We start from the raw sequence: 16,291 nt of genomic DNA on the forward strand, positions 1-16,291 counted from the left end.
CCCATCCGCATTTTGATCATCGAAGACGACGCGGCCCTGGCGCGCAGCATTTCGGCCCTGCTCCGCGCGGGCGGCCATGCCGTCGATCATGTCGCGACCGGCGAGGATGCGCTGTCCGTCGTCGGCAGCGAACCCTATGCGCTGGTGATCCTCGACGTCGGACTGCCCGATATCGACGGGTTCACCGTCCTGGCGGAACTGCGCCGACGCGGGGCGCGCACGCCCATATTGATGCTGACCGCGCGCGACGCGCTGGACGACCGGGTCCGGGGGCTGGACCTGGGTGCGGACGATTATCTGCGAAAGCCGTTCGAGCCGGAGGAACTGGAAGCGCGCGTGCGGGCGCTGGGGCGACGGCGCGGCGGCGACCCGACGCCACAGATCACGGTCGGCGCTCTGACCATCAACCGCTCCACCGGCATGGCGGACATTGCCGGGCGTCCGCTGGACCTGCGCCGCCGCGAACTGGCGGTGCTCGATGCGCTGGCAACCCGCGCGGGCCAGGTCGTGCCGCGCGAATTGCTGATCGGCGAAGTGTTCGGGTTCGACGAGCCTGTGGGCGGCAACGCGATCGAGGTGCATGTCACCCGTCTGCGCGGCAAGCTGGCGCCCGACGGCCCCGGCATCCGTACTGTGCGGGGCGTAGGCTATATGCTCGATGCCGGCTGAACCGCGGAGCGCATCGGGCGGGGCCATCGCGCTGCGCACCCGGCTGCTGGCGGCGATGCTGGGGCCGCTGCTGGCAGTGGCGGCGATCATCGGCATCGGCGGCGCGACCTTGATCGCCGATGTCGTGCGCCGCACCAACGACCGGGTATTGGCCGGCGCGCTGGGCGCCATTGCCGAGACGGTACAGGTCGAGCGCGGCGAAGTGACCCTGGACCTGCCGCCGGCCGCCTTTGGCATGCTGGAGAATGGCGAACGCGACAATGTCTATTACCGCATCGCCGTAGGCAGCGAATTGCTCACCGGCTATGCCGACCTGCCCGCGCCCGATCCCGCACAATTGGTGATCGATCAGCCCCGCTTTCGTTTTGCCCGTTATCGCGACCAGGACATCCGCATTGGCGAGGTGAAGCGGATGCTGCCCCGTATCGACCGCCCGGTGATCGTGCAGATCGCCGAGACGCTCGACAACCGCAAAGCGCTCACCAACCGGCTGCTGGGCGCACTGCTACTCGCGGAATTGGCGCTGGTGGGAGTGGCGGCCCTGCTGCTGCGCCCGGCATTGGGGTGGAGCCTGCGGCCGCTCGCCCGGCTGCGCGGCGCGGTCGAATCCCGCGAACTGAGCAGCCGACCGGATTTTTCGCCGCTCGACAACGGCCCGCTGCCCAGCGAGTTGCAGCCGCTGGCGCGCGCGTTCAACCAGTTGCTGGCGCAACTCGACAATGCGACCGGCGGCGTGCGGCGTTTCACCGCCGACGCCTCGCACCAGATGCGCACGCCATTGTCGGTGCTCAAGGTCCAGGTTGCGCTGGCCCGGCGCGGATCGAGCGAAGCGCTCGACGAGATCGGTGACGCCGTGGCACGGCTCGAACGGCTGGTGACCCAGTTGCTGGCGCTTGCCCGTGCCGAGGAGGCCGGCGTGTCCGCCCCATTGGAGGCGGTCGATCTCAAGGAAGTCTGCGCAGCCGTAATCGGCCGCCTGATCAATCCGGCCATCGCCGCTGGGGTCGAGCTGAACCTGGATGCGGATGACGGGGAAGATTATGTCATTTCCGGCCACCGCACGCTGGCCTTCGAGATCATCGCGAATCTCATCGACAATGGCATCCGCTACAACCAGCCCGGCGGCACCGTATCCGTCGCCTTGCTAAGGCGACCGACCGAAACCCTGCTGACGGTCAGCGACGACGGCCCTGGCATTCCGCCGGACAAGCGGGAGGCCATATTCGAGCGATTCGTCCGACTGGGCGGCGCGCAGGGGCCTGACGGTACGGGTCTTGGCCTCGCCATCGTCCGGTCTGCCGCGCAGCGGATGGGCGCCCAGGTCGAAATCGGCGATAGCGCGGCCGGAACGATCATTCTCATACGGTTTCGATTTGTCGATCGCCGGTCGACATTACCTGTCACATAGCAACGGCCCGTCAGGGGCCTTGACCGCGCGGCCGAGCACTTCTCGCTTCAGTTCGTGCGGAACGCACTGCCCCTGGCCCATCCCGATCGTCAGCAGCGATGCCCAAAATGGCCATCTGCTCGGCAAAATTCGACGGATATCGGAATCGAGGGTGGACACATATCCCGGCTCCTAAACCACATTATCGCCGCGCCCTTGTGGGATCATGCCGATTTCACCGTACCATGCCCATATAGCCCAGCGAAATGACGCTTGCCTCCGTCGCTTATCACCTCTATTAATATCCGACGTTTAATCGGATTATTGCCACATGCAACCTTCCAGCCATCGCATCCACTGCACCGGGACTAAGCGCCATATGCCCGACGCCCTAGGCATCGTTGCTTGCGCGCCGGGGAATGACCGGAACGGCCCCACCGCAATTGCCGTCCTGCCCAAGGCAGACGTCACCTTTTCCGCTCGACGCGACGTGTCCGGTAAGGACCAATATATCCATGACAGGCACACTGAGGCAAAAGCGGCCCAAAATCGCCGCGGCGTTCGAATACGCGCTGGAAGCAGACCATGGTCGAGGCGTAAAAAGCCTCGTGATAGCATGGGCACCGTCCTGCGGAGTGGATGACTGGTGCAGGCAGGCGGCATGGCGCGGCGCGACCAATGTCGTCATGGCTATATATGCCTAATTTCTGCAATATTCGAAATATCATCGGATATAGCCGATACGAGACGAGAGCGAGAGGTTTGCATGATAGACAAGATCAGTCCGTCGCTGGGACAGGCGGTCGCCGATCTCCATGATGGCGCATCCATCATGATCAGCGGCTTCGGTGATGCGGGCGCACCGCATGAATTGATGGAGGCGGTGATCGCACATGGCGCCACCGACCTGACGATCATCAGCAATAATGCGGGCGCGGGCGAGACGGGCATCGCCGCGCTCATCAAGGCCAACCGGGTGCGCAAGGTCATTTGTTCCTTCCCACGCCAGGCGACCTCGCATCATTTCGATGCGCGCTATCGTGCCGGAGAGATCGAACTGGAACTGGTGCCGCAGGGCAATCTGGCCGCACGCATCCAGGCGGCGGGATCGGGTCTGGGGGCCGTCTTCACGCCAACCGGATACGGGACGCTGCTGGCCGAGGGCAAGGAAACTCGCGAGATCGATGGGCGCAACTATGTGCTGGAATATCCCATCCATGCCGATTTCGCGTTGATCAAGGCGCGCGCGGGCGATCGCTGGGGCAATCTCGTCTATCGCAAGGTGGCGCGCAATTTCGGCCCGATCATGGCGATGGCGGCCAAGACCACCATCGCGCAGGTGACAGAGATCGTGGAACTGGGTGCGCTCGATCCCGAAATTGTCGTGACGCCGGGCATCTTCGTCAATCGAGTGGTGCAGGTCGCACCGCTATCCGTCGCGGCTGCGGCCTGAAGGAGACAAGCATCATGCAGCGGATGAACCGTGAAGACATGGCCGCGCGGGTCGCGCGCGACATTCCGGAGGGCGCCTACGTCAATCTGGGCATCGGACTGCCGACCAGAGTGGCGAATTTTCTGCCGCAGGAACGCGACATCTTCCTCCAAAGCGAAAACGGTCTGCTTGGCATGGGGCCGGCGCCGGCCGAAGAGGATACCGACTGGGAACTGATCAATGCCGGCAAGCAGCCGGTCACGCTGCTGGCAGGTGGCTCCTTCTTCCACCACGGCGATTCATTCTCGATGATGCGTGGCGGGCATATCGACATTTGCGTGCTGGGCGCCTTTCAGGTGTCGGTGAAGGGCGACCTCGCAAACTGGCATACCGGCGCGCCGGACGCGATTCCGGCCGTGGGCGGAGCGATGGATCTCGCCGTCGGCGCCAAGCAGGTGTTCGTAATGATGGATCTGCTGACCAAGAGCGGCGAGAGCAAGCTCGTCGCCCAATGCAGCTATCCGCTGACCGGCCTGTCCTGCGTGTCGCGCGTCTATAGCGACGTCGCCATCTTCGACGTGGGGCCGGCGGGCGCCCATGTCATCGAAATGGTGCCGGGACTGACCATCGACCAGCTGCGCGACATGACCGGCGTGGAGCTGCAACTGGCGCTGGAAATCGCGTAAGAGGGAAAGCCATATGACCGTCAGGCACAGCTTCGGCGCCTTCACCCTCGATGTGCGCGACAATGGCGTGGGACTGCTCACTTTCTCGCGCCCGCCGGTCAACGCGGTGTCCCTGTCCGTCTATGAGGAGATCGGCCGCTTCGCCGACCATGTCGCGGCGGACCAAACGGTCCGCGTCATCGTCATCACTGCGCCGGACGACGCGCGCGCCTGGTGCGGCGGTGCGGATTTGCATGAGTTCAAGGGCATGACAGCGGAAAAGCGCAAGGAACGCTATCAGTTCATCAATGCCCAACTACCACGCTTCCACCATATCGACCGGCCGATGATCGCCGCGATCCGCGGCGCGACGGTAGGCGTGGGCGTGATGCTGGCAGGTATGTGCGACCTGCGCGTCGCCGCCGAAGATGCGCGCTTCGCTTGCCCGGAGGTGGATTATGGGCTGGTCGGCGGCAGCGCGGGCCTGTTCGCAAGCTTGCGCATGCCCGAGGCCAAGGTGCGCGAGATGATCTACACTGGCCGCACCTTCACGGCGCGGGAACTCGAATCCACCGGCTTCTTCAACTATGTCGTCCCCTCCCCGGCGGTGCTGCCCATCGCGCTCGATCTGGCCAACCAGATGGCGCGCAAGAGCATGCCGACGCTGCGCGCCCGCAAGCTGGCGTCGCTGACCTGGGAAGGGTCCGAATGGATGGACGCCTATCTGGAGGCGCAGGAGGCGTCCTCCGCACTGGTGGAACATCCAGAAAGCGAGGCAGGCGTCTTGGCAGCGCTGGAACGGCAGAAGAAGCAGTCACGCCCGTAACGGGCCAAAGAGATGGAGCGCACATGTCGGGCCTGGACGATCTTGCCGAAGGACGGCCCGGGCCGCATCGCCTCGGCCCGCTGGCCGGCTATCGCATCCTGGAATTCGGCACCAATCTGACCGCACCCATGGCGACGATGCTGATGGGCGACCAGGGCGCTGACGTCATCAAGGTGGAGCCGATCAGGGGCGATCAATTGCGCAGCAGCGGCGACCAGCGCAGCGGCGTGCCCAATATGGGCGCGATGTTCCTGAACGCCAATCGCAACAAGCGCTCGATCGCGCTCGACCTCAAACGCGCCGATCATCTCGATGCCGCGCTGCGCATTGCCGGACAGTGCGACGTCGTGGTACAGAACTTCCGGCCGGGCGTCGCCGATCGCATCGGCATCGGCTATGAAGCCGCCGCGCGCCTACGTCCCGATATCATCTATGTCTCGATCGACGGCCTGGGCGACAGCGGCCCGGAGGCGAACCGCCGCGTTTACGACATTGTCGTCCAGGGAATTGCCGGCATCGCCGCCGTTCAGGCCGACAATGTGACGGGCGCGCCGACCACGATCCGCAGCGCGATCGTGGACAAGGCCACCGCACTGGTGGTCTGGCAGGCCGTCACCGCCGCGCTGCTGGCGCGCGAACGGACGGGACAGGGCCAGCATATCCGCGTCAGCATGTTGAACGTCGCCCTATCGTTCATCTGGCCGGAGGTGATGAGCAGCAGCACGCTGATCGGCGACGATGTCGTTGTCGGCGGATCGATGGCCGGCGTGCGCTACTGCTTTGCGACCGCGGACGGCCATATATTGGTCGGGTTCGTGACCGACGACGAATTTGCCGGCGTCTGCCAGGTACTGGGCCGTCCCGACCTGCCGGGCGATCCGCGCTTTGACGTGTTGAGCAAGCGCTTTGCCAATGCGTCGGAGTTGAACGCGATCGTCGGGGCCTGCCTGTTGCGTCGGCCCACCGCCTATTGGCTACCCCGCCTGCGGGCGGTGGACGCCGTCTACGCCCCCATCAATCGGCCGGACGACTTGGCCGCAGACCCGCAAATCATGGCGATCGGCGCGCTGATGGAGCATGACCATCCCGCAGCGGGCCGCTATCGCCAACCCGTCCACCCCATCCGCTTTTCCGATACGCCCGCGCACCTGCACCGCCACGCGCCGATGCTGGACGCCGATCATGACGAAATATTGGCGGAGTTCGGCATCCGGCTGGCAAGCGACGCATGAAGGCCTGGGTCTGCCACCGTTTCGCCGCGCCTTTCCAAATCGCGATAGCGGATGTGCCGGTCCCCGAGCCCGGTCCGGGCGAAGTGCGCATCCGCGTCCACGCCGCCGGCTTGTCCTTCGGCGAAACGATGGTGCTGGAAGGCCGCTATCAGAAGACGCCGCCCCTGCCCTATATCCCGTCGAGCGAGATGGCGGGGGTCGTCGATGCCTGCGGCCCCGGCGTCGCACGGGTGGCTCCCGGCCAGCGGGTCGCCGCTTTCTCCGTCTCGCTCGACGGCGGCGGCCTCGCCGAATATTGCGTCCTGCCCGAAGCCTTTGTGCATGGCATCGCCGACGATCTGGCGTTCGCCGATGCCGCCGGCTTCCTCATGAACCACTGGACCGCTTTCAATGCACTGATCCGTCGGGGTAATCTAAAGGCCGGGGAAGTGCTGGTCGTCCATGGCGCCACGGGCGGGACCGGGTCGGCGGCGCTGGACGTCGGCCGCGCGATCGGCGCGACAGTGATCGCCACCGGCAGTGACGATGCGAAGCTGGCGCAGGTCGCTGCCGACCATCGGATCAACCATGTCGCCACGCCGCTGCGCGAGCGTATATTGGAGGTTACCGGCGGCCGGGGTGCGGACATGGTCTTCGATCCCGTCGGCGGCGACCTGTTCGACCAGTCGATGCGCGCCATCGCGACCGGCGGCCGCATAGTTGTGATCGGCTTCACCTCCGGCCGTGCGGCTGTGGCCCGGACCAACGTGCTGCTGGTGAAGATGATATCGGTCATCGGGGTCGAGGGGCGGCTCGCCCTGGAACGCATGGGCGAGCAGGGATGGAACGACTTTCGCGAGATGCTGGCCTGGGCTGCGGACGGCCGGCTCAAGCCACAGGCCGGGACATGTTTCGCCTTTGCCGATGCCCGGCGGGGTTATGAGGAGATTCTGGCGCGCAGGCATCTGGGCAAATGCGTCGTGCTGATCGACTGAGCCGTCAGCCGCAGATCATACCCGCCAGCCGATCCGTGATGACCGCGCGCGCATCGGCTATCATGCGCTCGATCAGGTCGGCGCAACTGGGTATGTCGTGGATCAGCCCCTGCGCCATGCTGGCCCAATAGATACCGCTATCGATATCGCCCGATTGCAGCAGCGCCTTACCGCGCAGTCCGCTGACCAGTTCCGCCACATCGGCGAAGACCGCATCGGGCGCTGCCGTGCGACGCAACACTTCGGTCGAGATCGCATTGCGGCCGACGCGGGCGGAATTGCGGAAAGGGCGGAAGAGAATGTCGGTTTCCCGTTCGTCCTTGTCGACATAGGCTTGCTTCACATTGTCGTGGATCGGCGCTTCGCGCGTCGCGCAAAAACGCGTGCCCATCGTCACTCCGTCGGCGCCCAGCGCCAGCGCCGCCGCCAGCCCGCGGCCATCAGCGATGCCGCCGCTCGCCAGCACCGGCACGGACAGGCGATCGGCCGCGGCGGGAATCAGCACCAGGCCCGGCACGTCGTCCTCACCCGGATGTCCCGCGCATTCGAAGCCATCAATCGACACGGCATGGACGCCATAGCGCTCCGACGACAGGGCGTGGCGGACAGAGGTGCATTTATGGATGACGCGGATACCGCGCGCGAAGAGCATATCCCACACCGCACGCACGGCCGGCGTGCCCGCGGTTTCGACGACTTCCACGCCGCCATCGGCGATCGCGTCCACTATGGCGCCATAGTCGGGTGGCCGCATGGTCGGGAAGACGGAGATGTTGACGCCGAAGGGTGCCGTCGTCAGCGCCCGACACCGCGCAATCTCCTGCGCCAGCGCGCCCGGATCGGCAAAGGTCAGAGCGGTTATCATGCCCAGGCCGCCGGCACTGGAAACCGCCGCCGCCAGTGGCGCATAGCCCACATTCTGCATCCCGCCCTGCACGATGGGGTAGCGGATGCCCAGAAGATCGGTAACGCGGGTGCGCAAAATCATCTTACCTCAACTGGACGGCGCCAGCCCGAGCTTCGCGAACAACGCAGCATCGGCATCGCCGCCCTTGTTGCTCGTGGTCAGCAGACGGTCGCCGGTGAAGATCGAATTGGCTCCGGCCATGAAGCAGAGCGCCTGCCCTGCTTCGCTCATGCTCTCGCGACCGGCCGACAGCCGCACGACGCTGTGGGGCATGGTGATCCGCGCCGCAGCGACGGTGCGCACGAATTCGATCTCATCGATCCGGGCCAGCGGCGTGTCGGCCAACATGTCGCCCAGTACGGTGCCGGGGATCGGCACCAGCGCGTTCAGCGGGACGCTGTCGGGCGGTTCGGGCAAGGCGGCAAGCGCATGGAGAAAAGCGATGCGGTCTTCGCGCGTCTCGCCCATCCCCAGGATGCCACCACAGCACACCGCCATACCTGCCCGGCGAACATGGTCCAGCGTGTCGAGCCGGTCCTGGAAACTCCGGGTAGTGATGACCCGGTCATAATAGTCCGGGCTGGTGTCGATATTGTGGTTGTAATAATCAAGTCCCGCTTCCGCCAGCGCGTCGGCCTGATCGCCGCTCAACATGCCCAGCGTCATGCAGGTTTCCAGGCCCAGCGCCTTCACCCGCCGCACCATGTCGAGCAGCGCGGGCATGTCGCGCACCTTGGGTTCGCGCCACGCCGCGCCCATGCAGAAACGGCTGGAACCGCCCGCCTTCGCCTCTCGCGCGGCGGCGACAACTGTGTCGGCGTCGATCAGCTTTTCCGCCTTTACGCCGCTCTTGGCAAAGGCGGACTGACTGCAATAGCCGCAATCCTCCGCGCAGCCGCCGGTCTTGATAGACAACAAGGTAGACAGTTGCACGGCGTTGCGCGGATGGTGTCGGATATGCACGGCATGGGCCTGCGCCACCAGATCCAGGAAGGGCAGTTCGAACAGCGCGGCGATCGCTTCGCGTGAAACTTCGGGCAGCGGCGCCGCGCAGGTCGCGCCCATCGGGGACAGGTCGTTCATGCGCCGCTCCATTGCGGGTCGCGCTTCTCGAAGAAAGCGGTGGTGCCCTCGCGCTTGTCGGCAGTGCCGAACAGCGCGGAAAAGGCCTGTCGCTCGAGCAGCAAATGCGCGGACTGATGCGTTTCGAAGGTCGCGCGGACCATCGCCTTGCCCTGCTGCATCGCCAACGGCGCGCGGGCGGCGATGCGCATGGCAAGGTCGGTCGCAACCGCGAGCGCCTGCCCATCGTCGACCACTTGCGCGACAAGGCCCGCCTGCAATGCTTCGACGGCGGACAGAGGATCGCCCAGCAACACCATTCGCATCGCCCGGCTGCGTCCGACCAGCCGTGGCAGGATAGCAGTGCCGCCCGCGCCGGGAATGATGCCCAGATTGGTTTCGGGCTGGCCAAATTTCGCGCTCTCGCCGGCCACGACGAGATCGCAGCACATGATCAGTTCGTTCCCCGCGCCCAGCGACCATCCCTCGACCGCTGCGATCAGTGGTTTGGAAAAGCCGCGGATGCGTGTCCAGATCGCTGGCCGCGAGTCGCCCAGTGCGCCGCTGGTATCACGCGACGCCAGTTCCCTGATATCCGCCCCTGCAGCGAAGAAACGGTCCGCGCCAGTAATGACGACCGCGCGGATGGCGGGATCGGCCGCGGCGGCGTCCAGCGCATCGGCGACCCGGACGAGCAGGTCGGTGGCCAGCGCATTGCGTTTTTCGGGGCGGTTCAGCCGCAGCAGCAACCCGTGGGCGCCCATCGGCTCGACCAGCAAGATATCCTGCGTTTCGCTCATGCGCGGTTCCTCAGATAATGGGATGGCCGGTATAGCGCCTCGCCGGTGCCATCCGCGATGCCGTCGAGCAGGCGAACGAGCGCCCCGCGGCCGTAGCGGTCGGCCCAGGCGAAGGGACCATAGGGATAGTTCGCGCCATAGCGCAGCGCCGCGTCGATGCCCTGTTCGTCCGCTACCTGTTCCAGCACGGCGTCGGCGGCGGCGTTGGCGAGTTGCGCCAGCGTCCGAGCGACGATCATGCCCGGCCGGTCGGCGATTTCCACGCCAGCGCGCGATTGCGCGGCGAGCAAGCCGAACACGTCGGGCCGAGCGCGCTCGTCGGACAGGGTGAAACCGATCGGTCCGGCGGCATCGGCTGGGGACCAGTCGAACAGGATGACCGGCGCGCCCAAGCTGTCGCTTTCCTGCCGCGCAGTCCGCCCTTGGGTTGTGCCCACAAACAGCGCGCCGCAGCGCAGGAAGGTGCCGGGCACGGCCTCCTTGAGCGCCGCGATCGCCTGTCGATGCGTATCGCTCACGCTTGCGTCCGGCACCTGCGGATCGGCGGCCCTGGGCGCGCCGTCGCGATAATCATAGACCCCCCTGCCCGTCTTGCGTCCGAGCCAGCCGGCATCGACCAACGCCGCCTGCCGCAATTGCGGCACGAAGCGAGTGCGGCCGAAATAGGAATCGAACACCGAGCGGGCGACGGCGAAGTTGACGTCCTGTCCGATCAAGTCGGTCAGTTCCAGCGGCCCCATGCGGAAGCCCACCGCGCGAAACAGGGCGTCGATGGCCGGCGCATCCGCTGCATCTTCGTTCAGCGCGGCGAAGGCCTCCCCATAGAAGGGACGCGCGACGCGGTTGACGATGAAGCCCGGCACGTCTGCGACGGGGATCGCGACCTTGCCCCAGCTTTGCGCGGTCGCCCTGATCCGCTCTGCGACCGCCGGGTCGGTCGCCGCGCCGGAAATCACCTCGACCAGTTTCATCACTGTCGCCGGATTGAAGAAATGCATGCCGATGAACCGCTCAGGCCGCTTCAAGCCCCGCGCGAGACGCGAGATCGGCAGGGACGAGGTGTTGGTCGCGATGATCGCTTCCGGCGACAGGATCGCCTCGACCTGTTCGAACAACTGGCCCTTAATGCCCGCATCCTCGATGATCGCCTCGATCACCAGATCGCGGTCGGCCAGGGCATCGAGCGTCGACACCCATTGCATCCGTTCGCCGATCGCCCGCACTTCGTCCGCCGACAGCTTGCCGCGTGCGGCCAGCTTGTCGAGGTCCGCCAGTGTCCGCGCCCGGCTCGCGTCCAGTGCCTGCGCATTGACGTCGAAGATGAGGACGGAAGCCCCCGCCTGCGCCGCAACCTGGGCGATGCCCGATCCCATGGCGCCCGCGCCGCAGACCGCGACTTTTCCGATGGCGGCATTCATCACGCCGCCGCCGCGATCGATAGCAGGGTCGCGCCATATTCCAGCAGCGAACCCGGCTGTGCGTCCACGCGAACAATGGTGCCGGAAATCGGCGCAGCGATATCCTCCTGCTCGTCCAGTACACGCACGGTCGCGACGGCTTGGCCGGCCGTCACCTGGGTGCCGACCGCCAGCGCCCGTTCCAGCGTGGCGACATGGGGGACCGGCACGATGGTTTCGGGGCCGACCTGAATCGCGGGGGTCGCAACGATGGGTGCCGGCGAAGCCGCCCGCATCGGATTGGCGGCTCCACCATCGCGCGCCAGGAAAATCTCCGTGTCACCGGACGCGACATGCAATTGCTGCCAGCCGCTCGTCAGCAGCGTGTCGAGCAAAGCGCGGGCATCGTCGATCGCGGCGATCACCGGGTCTTTCTTTTCGGCCGTCATGCCGCCTTCTTTCCATAGTCGGGGAGGAGAACCTGTTCGAGCCAGCGGGTGTGGATGCGGTTCTCGATGAAATCGGGGTGCGCGATGATCGCGCGATGCAGCGGCAAGGTCGTCGGCACGCCTTCCACCACGAAGTGATCGATCGCGTCGGCCAGCCGGGCGATCGCGTCCGCCCGGTCACTGCCATGGACGATCAGCTTGCCCACCATGCTGTCGTAGAAGGGCGGGATCATGGCGCCGGCCGACATATGACTGTCCAGCCTTATGCCCGGTCCCTGCGGCGGTTCCCAGCGGGTGATGCGGCCGGGGCTGGGCAGAAAGTCGCGCGCCGCATCCTCCGCATTGATGCGACATTCGATGGCGTGGCCGCTGATCTTGACGTCCTGCTGGCTGACGGACAGGCCGGCGCCTCCGGCGATGCGGATCTGTTCCTGGACCAGATCGAATCCGGTGATCGCTTCGGACACCGGATGCTCCACCTGGATGCGGGCGTTGACTTCGATGAAGTAGAATTCCTGCCGCTGGACGTCGAACAGAAATTCGGCGGTTCCGGCATTGCGATAGTTGACGCTCGCCGCAAGCGCGACGGCGGATTCATGCAATTGCCGGCGCAGATGATCGGGCATGGCGGCGCACGGCGCCTCCTCGATCAGCTTCTGGTAGCGGCGCTGTACCGAACAGTCGCGCTCGCCAAAATGCAGCACCTGGCCCTTGCCGTCACCCATCAACTGCACCTCGACATGGCGCGCTTCCGGCACGAAGCGCTCCATGAACAAGGTGCCATCACCAAAGGCGGCGACCGCTTCGGCGCTGGCCTTGTGGAAGCCGGCCTCCGCCTCGTCGCCATTATTGGCGATCACCATGCCGCGTCCACCGCCGCCGGCCGAGGCCTTCAGCAACACGGGATAGCCGATCCGGTCCCCTTCCCGCCGCGCGTCGGCCGCCGAGGCGATGCACTCGCTGCCCGGCACCAGCGGTACGCCGGCCGCGCCCGCCATCGCCCGCGCGCGCAGCTTGTCGCCCAGCGCGTCGATGACGTCGGGCTCCGGCCCCACGAAGGCGATGCCATGCTGTGCACACAGACGCGGCAGGATCGCGCGTTCCGACAGGAAACCATAGCCCGGATGCAGGCCGTCGCAGCCGCTTTCCTTGGCCGCATGGACGATCAGGCGGGGGTCGAGATAGGATTTGGCCGCCGCTGCCGGCCCCAGAACGATCGACCGATCGGCCAGCCGCGCGGCCGCGCTGTCGCGGTCGGCCTCCGACACGGCCACCACCGTTTCGATATTGAGCGCCTGCGCGGCGCGGACGATGCGCAGTGCGATCTCGCCCCGGTTCGCCACGAAAAGTCGTTTGATCGGCATCAGTCCCTCACCAGCGCAAACAGGGGTTGGCCGCCTTCGACCATGGCGCCGTCCTCGACCAGAACGGCTTGAACCGTGCCCGACGAGCCGGCGCGCACGGCGGTGAAGAGCTTCATCACCTCGATCAGGCACAGTTCGTCGCCGGCCTGCACTTTCGATCCCACCTCGACATAATTGGCGGCGCCGGGCTTGGGCGCGCGATAGAAGGTGCCAAGGTTCGGCGCCTTGATGATGATGGCGTCGTCCGGCATCGACGATATGAGCGCAGGAGGCGCTGCGATCGGTCTGGAAGGCGCGGCGGGCTGGGCGACCGGCACAGATGCCGGCGCAGCGACGGGCGTCGCCGCCTGCGGACGCGCAGCCGAAGCGTCGGTCGACAGATAGAGTTCGAAATCCGGCTTGCGGATATGCAATTCTCTTATTCCCGACCGTGAAAACTCGTCGAGCAACTGCTTCAGCGCATCAGGAAAATCATGTCCGGTCATCGGCACCTTCCGGGAAAGAAGAGCGCAGCGGCCGGATCGGCCGCCGCGCCCAGCGGGAGAGTTCAATATTTGTAGGAGAGCGAAAGACCATAGACGGTCGGCTTGCCCCGATAGCGGATGAGCGTGTCGAGATAGGTCGACACGGCGGTCACATAGGATTTGTTCGTGATGTTGCGGCCATAGAGGCTGGCGCGCCACCTGCCATCGCTGCTGCTCACCCCTGCCCGCACGTCGAGCAGGGCATAGCCTTTGATCGTGAAATCGTCGGCAGGCAGCCCGGCATTGTGGAAAGTCGTGTTCTGCTTGCTTTGGTAAGTGAGTCCACCGCCCAGGAAAGCCTCCAGACTGTCCGACACCGGCACGCTATATTGCGCGTCGACATTGGCACTGAACTTGGGCGTGTAGGGTAGCTCCGATCCCTTGAAATTGCCGGTATAGCCCGCCGCATTATAGACGGCGAAGCCGTCGGCCGTCGCCGAATAGTCAGACTTGACCTTGCTCTTGAGGTAAGTGGCACCGGCGCTGAACCGCAGGCCCTGAGCCGGACGTGCGACCAGTTCGCCTTCAAGCCCGAACACATAGGATTTGGGTACGTTCAGCATCTTCTCCAGCAGGCCGAAAATGGTGTCCTGAACGCGGCCGCGTACCTGCTTGTTGGAATAGTCATAATAGAAGGCGGCACCGTTGAATTGCAGCGCGCCATTGGCGAACGGCGCCTTGAAGCCGCCTTCATAGGCAATCACCTTTTCCTGCGTCGCCGGACTATACTGGTTCGCACGCGAGGCACCGATCGCCGAGAATATGCCCGCTTTATAGCCCTGGCTGACGGTCGCATAGATCAGTGCGCCACCGTCGAACTTATAATTCGCGCCTACACGGAAGGAAATATTGTCCTCGGTGAGCGACTGGTTGACCGGGGTCAATGTCGATTTCGCGGTGCCGAGCAGAAGGTCGCCCGTCGTGGGGAAGCACTGACCCGCCGCGATGGTGATCGGCACGCTGTTGAGAGCCGCGCCGAACAGGACGGCCGCGCCGGCGCCCGTCGGATCGCTGTAGCAGTAGCTCGCCTCCTGCTTGTTCTTCGTGTAGCGGATGCCGCCCTGCACGGTCAGTTGCGGGGTGACCTTATACTCGCCATTCGCGAACAGGCCGTAGCTGCGCATCCGGGAGTCGAATTCGTTGAGCGTGACCGAGATCAGGTCTGCGTTCGCGGAATAGTCTCCCAGATAGAAGAAATTGTTCTGGGATGTCCGGAGATTGTCGTAGCTCGCGCCAACGATGCCGTTGAAGCTGTCGGTATCGAGCGAAAGGCGGAGTTCCTGGTTGAACGATCGCACGTCGCCGAACAGCGGGACATCGACGACCTGGGCGGCCGTGCCGTCGAGGTCCTGATTATAGTCGAGCTTCTGCTTCGCCAGCGCGGCGATGTAGGTCAGCTTGAGCGTGTCGCTCAGGTCGAGATCGGCGCGACCCGCAAGCTGATAATAGCTGTTGTGCGACCGTCCCAGAAAGCCTTGCGTCCATTCGGCGTCTCGCGCCCGGCTGCTGACCGGCGTGCCCAGAAGGGCGTTCGCACCGGCTGCCGTGGCGGGGTTGGCGCTGCTGAGACGACCGACGACCACGGACTGGCGTCCCAGAAAGGATGCGTCATAGCCGGCCGACGTCGGCGTGGTCAGGTCCGCATAGCGCTGGGCATCGACCTGCGCATAGGGATTGCCCGATGCGGCGGCGGCGGCCTGGTCCGGGTAAAGATTGAGCGTGGTGCCGGCATATTGCGGGGCCAGTGGGTCGGACCGGTCACGCGAGCCGGTCGCCATCAGCTCGATCTTCAGCCTCTCGGTCGGCTGGATGTCCAGGGTGAAGCGCCCCATGAACTTGCGCTGGTCGCCATTTTCGTCGTTCGGCCGCGACAGGCTGCGCTGCCAGGCACCGCCCGATACGCCCTTCACCGCCAGACGGGCGCGGATACCGTCGGCCAGCGGACCGCTGACGAAGCCGGACAGTTCCGCGCGGTTGAAACGCTCATAGGATGCGTCGAAACCCGCCGCGAAATCGGCGGTTGGCTTGCCGACGATATAGTTGATGGCGCCGCCCGTGGAGCTTTGCCCGAACAGCGTGCCCTGCGGCCCCTTGAGCACTTCGACCCGCTCGATATCGAGGTCGAGGCCATCCGACATCACCGGCACGTTGCGCGGAATCTGGTCGGTATAGACCGACACCGAAGGCGCCGCGCCGAAGGTCGCGTCGTAAAGGCCGATGCCGCGCAGGGTGAAGACCGGCGTCGAGTAGATCGACTGGGTAAATGTGAAGCCCGGCACGAGCTTCGCCAGGTCGGCCGGCCCGGAAATACCGCGATTGGACAGTTCCTCCGACGACGCGGCGGTGATGGTGAGGCCAACGCTGTTCACCGACTGCTCGCGCTTGTTGGCGGTGACGATGATGTCGGCGCTGTTGGCGGCCGGGGCCGGTGTCTGGGGTGCGGCCGGTGCCGTCTGGGCCAAAGCCGGAGCGGCGCTCGCCATTAGTGCCAACACGGAAACCCGCGTCGCAAATATCGTCCTGTTCATGATATCCTCACCTCCCGTCTACGCTTGTGCGAGATTCGTTGTTCAGGCCGCTTGCCGGGCCTTCTGCTTGTTGCG

Annotated in this window: 15 protein-coding genes; 7 read left to right on the top strand and 8 right to left on the bottom strand. The window is 65.3% G+C overall.

The window, feature by feature from the left end:
* The first annotated feature begins 15 nt into the window (after positions 1-15).
* The 7 genes from ABT375_RS04835 to ABT375_RS04865 all read left to right on the top strand — a co-directional run bounded on the left by ABT375_RS04835 (position 16) and on the right by ABT375_RS04865 (position 7,185).
* Entirely contained in the window at positions 16-669 is a 654-nt protein-coding gene (locus tag ABT375_RS04835; RefSeq protein WP_224546272.1) for a response regulator transcription factor, read from the top strand.
* On the top strand, positions 659-2,077 hold the full coding sequence (locus ABT375_RS04840) for a sensor histidine kinase (protein WP_416464290.1): 1,419 nt from the start codon (positions 659-661) through the stop codon (positions 2,075-2,077). The genes ABT375_RS04835 and ABT375_RS04840 overlap by 11 nt, the downstream gene beginning before the upstream one ends.
* A gap of 745 nt (positions 2,078-2,822) precedes the next feature.
* Positions 2,823-3,509, top strand: coding sequence for a 3-oxoacid CoA-transferase subunit A (locus ABT375_RS04845; RefSeq protein WP_224545966.1), 687 nt, complete (start codon positions 2,823-2,825; stop codon positions 3,507-3,509).
* 14 nt (positions 3,510-3,523) lie between these two features.
* Positions 3,524-4,174, top strand: coding sequence for a 3-oxoacid CoA-transferase subunit B (locus ABT375_RS04850; RefSeq protein WP_416464291.1), 651 nt, complete (start codon positions 3,524-3,526; stop codon positions 4,172-4,174).
* Positions 4,175-4,187: 13 nt separating this feature from the next.
* A complete protein-coding gene (locus ABT375_RS04855; protein ID WP_224545962.1) occupies positions 4,188-4,979 on the top strand; it encodes an enoyl-CoA hydratase/isomerase family protein in 792 nt (263 codons plus the stop codon).
* Between the two features lie 23 nt (positions 4,980-5,002).
* Positions 5,003-6,211, top strand: coding sequence for a CaiB/BaiF CoA transferase family protein (locus tag ABT375_RS04860; RefSeq protein WP_416464292.1), 1,209 nt, complete (start codon positions 5,003-5,005; stop codon positions 6,209-6,211).
* Positions 6,208-7,185: an NADPH:quinone oxidoreductase family protein gene (locus tag ABT375_RS04865; RefSeq protein WP_416464293.1), complete on the top strand. Its 978-nt coding sequence runs from the start codon at positions 6,208-6,210 to the stop codon at positions 7,183-7,185. The genes ABT375_RS04860 and ABT375_RS04865 overlap by 4 nt, the downstream gene beginning before the upstream one ends.
* A gap of 4 nt (positions 7,186-7,189) precedes the next feature.
* Here ABT375_RS04865 and ABT375_RS04870 read toward each other — a convergent pair whose 3' ends face one another.
* The 8 genes from ABT375_RS04870 to ABT375_RS04905 form a co-directional block, all read right to left on the bottom strand.
* Entirely contained in the window at positions 7,190-8,173 is a 984-nt protein-coding gene (locus ABT375_RS04870; RefSeq protein WP_261934457.1) for an NAD(P)H-dependent flavin oxidoreductase, read from the bottom strand.
* A 6-nt stretch (positions 8,174-8,179) separates the two neighbouring features.
* Positions 8,180-9,175 carry a biotin synthase BioB gene (gene bioB, locus ABT375_RS04875; RefSeq protein ID WP_261934456.1) on the bottom strand — a complete coding sequence of 332 codons (996 nt, stop codon included), beginning with the start codon at positions 9,173-9,175 and terminating at the stop codon, positions 8,180-8,182.
* On the bottom strand, positions 9,172-9,954 hold the full coding sequence (locus ABT375_RS04880; RefSeq protein ID WP_416464294.1) for an enoyl-CoA hydratase-related protein: 783 nt from the start codon (positions 9,952-9,954) through the stop codon (positions 9,172-9,174). Before ABT375_RS04880 ends, bioB begins: the two co-directional genes overlap by 4 nt.
* Positions 9,951-11,372, bottom strand: a complete 1,422-nt coding sequence (locus tag ABT375_RS04885) for a 3-hydroxyacyl-CoA dehydrogenase NAD-binding domain-containing protein (RefSeq protein ID WP_416464295.1) — start codon at positions 11,370-11,372, stop codon at positions 9,951-9,953. Before ABT375_RS04885 ends, ABT375_RS04880 begins: the two co-directional genes overlap by 4 nt.
* Positions 11,372-11,800, bottom strand: a complete 429-nt coding sequence (locus tag ABT375_RS04890; protein ID WP_416464296.1) for a biotin/lipoyl-containing protein — start codon at positions 11,798-11,800, stop codon at positions 11,372-11,374. The genes ABT375_RS04885 and ABT375_RS04890 overlap by 1 nt, the downstream gene beginning before the upstream one ends.
* Positions 11,797-13,164 carry an acetyl-CoA carboxylase biotin carboxylase subunit gene (locus ABT375_RS04895; RefSeq protein WP_416464297.1) on the bottom strand — a complete coding sequence of 456 codons (1,368 nt, stop codon included), beginning with the start codon at positions 13,162-13,164 and terminating at the stop codon, positions 11,797-11,799. Before ABT375_RS04895 ends, ABT375_RS04890 begins: the two co-directional genes overlap by 4 nt.
* A complete protein-coding gene (gene accB / locus ABT375_RS04900; RefSeq protein ID WP_416464298.1) occupies positions 13,164-13,649 on the bottom strand; it encodes an acetyl-CoA carboxylase biotin carboxyl carrier protein in 486 nt (161 codons plus the stop codon). The genes ABT375_RS04895 and accB overlap by 1 nt, the downstream gene beginning before the upstream one ends.
* 62 nt (positions 13,650-13,711) lie before the next feature.
* Positions 13,712-16,216, bottom strand: a complete 2,505-nt coding sequence (locus ABT375_RS04905; RefSeq protein ID WP_416464299.1) for a TonB-dependent receptor — start codon at positions 16,214-16,216, stop codon at positions 13,712-13,714.
* Positions 16,217-16,291: the final 75 nt, after the last annotated feature.

Source organism: Sphingomonas sp. VDB2, assembly GCF_047946695.1.
GTDB classification, from domain to species: Bacteria; Pseudomonadota; Alphaproteobacteria; order Sphingomonadales; family Sphingomonadaceae; genus Sphingobium; species Sphingobium bisphenolicum.

Bases quoted from the DNA above. Each gene is read 5' to 3' on its own strand.
- ABT375_RS04840 (WP_416464290.1), top strand. From the start codon at position 659: ATGCCGGCTGAACCGCGGAGCGCATCGGGCGGGGCCATCGCGCTGCGC.
- ABT375_RS04845 (WP_224545966.1), top strand. From the start codon at position 2,823: ATGATAGACAAGATCAGTCCGTCGCTGGGACAGGCGGTCGCCGATCTC.
- ABT375_RS04850 (WP_416464291.1), top strand. From the start codon at position 3,524: ATGCAGCGGATGAACCGTGAAGACATGGCCGCGCGGGTCGCGCGCGAC.
- ABT375_RS04855 (WP_224545962.1), top strand. From the start codon at position 4,188: ATGACCGTCAGGCACAGCTTCGGCGCCTTCACCCTCGATGTGCGCGAC.
- ABT375_RS04860 (WP_416464292.1), top strand. From the start codon at position 5,003: ATGTCGGGCCTGGACGATCTTGCCGAAGGACGGCCCGGGCCGCATCGC.
- ABT375_RS04865 (WP_416464293.1), top strand. From the start codon at position 6,208: ATGAAGGCCTGGGTCTGCCACCGTTTCGCCGCGCCTTTCCAAATCGCG.
- ABT375_RS04870 (WP_261934457.1), bottom strand. From the start codon at position 8,173: ATGATTTTGCGCACCCGCGTTACCGATCTTCTGGGCATCCGCTACCCC.
- bioB (WP_261934456.1), bottom strand. From the start codon at position 9,175: ATGAACGACCTGTCCCCGATGGGCGCGACCTGCGCGGCGCCGCTGCCC.
- ABT375_RS04880 (WP_416464294.1), bottom strand. From the start codon at position 9,954: ATGAGCGAAACGCAGGATATCTTGCTGGTCGAGCCGATGGGCGCCCAC.
- ABT375_RS04885 (WP_416464295.1), bottom strand. From the start codon at position 11,372: ATGAATGCCGCCATCGGAAAAGTCGCGGTCTGCGGCGCGGGCGCCATG.
- ABT375_RS04890 (WP_416464296.1), bottom strand. From the start codon at position 11,800: ATGACGGCCGAAAAGAAAGACCCGGTGATCGCCGCGATCGACGATGCC.
- ABT375_RS04895 (WP_416464297.1), bottom strand. From the start codon at position 13,164: ATGCCGATCAAACGACTTTTCGTGGCGAACCGGGGCGAGATCGCACTG.
- accB (WP_416464298.1), bottom strand. From the start codon at position 13,649: ATGACCGGACATGATTTTCCTGATGCGCTGAAGCAGTTGCTCGACGAG.
- ABT375_RS04905 (WP_416464299.1), bottom strand. From the start codon at position 16,216: ATGAACAGGACGATATTTGCGACGCGGGTTTCCGTGTTGGCACTAATG.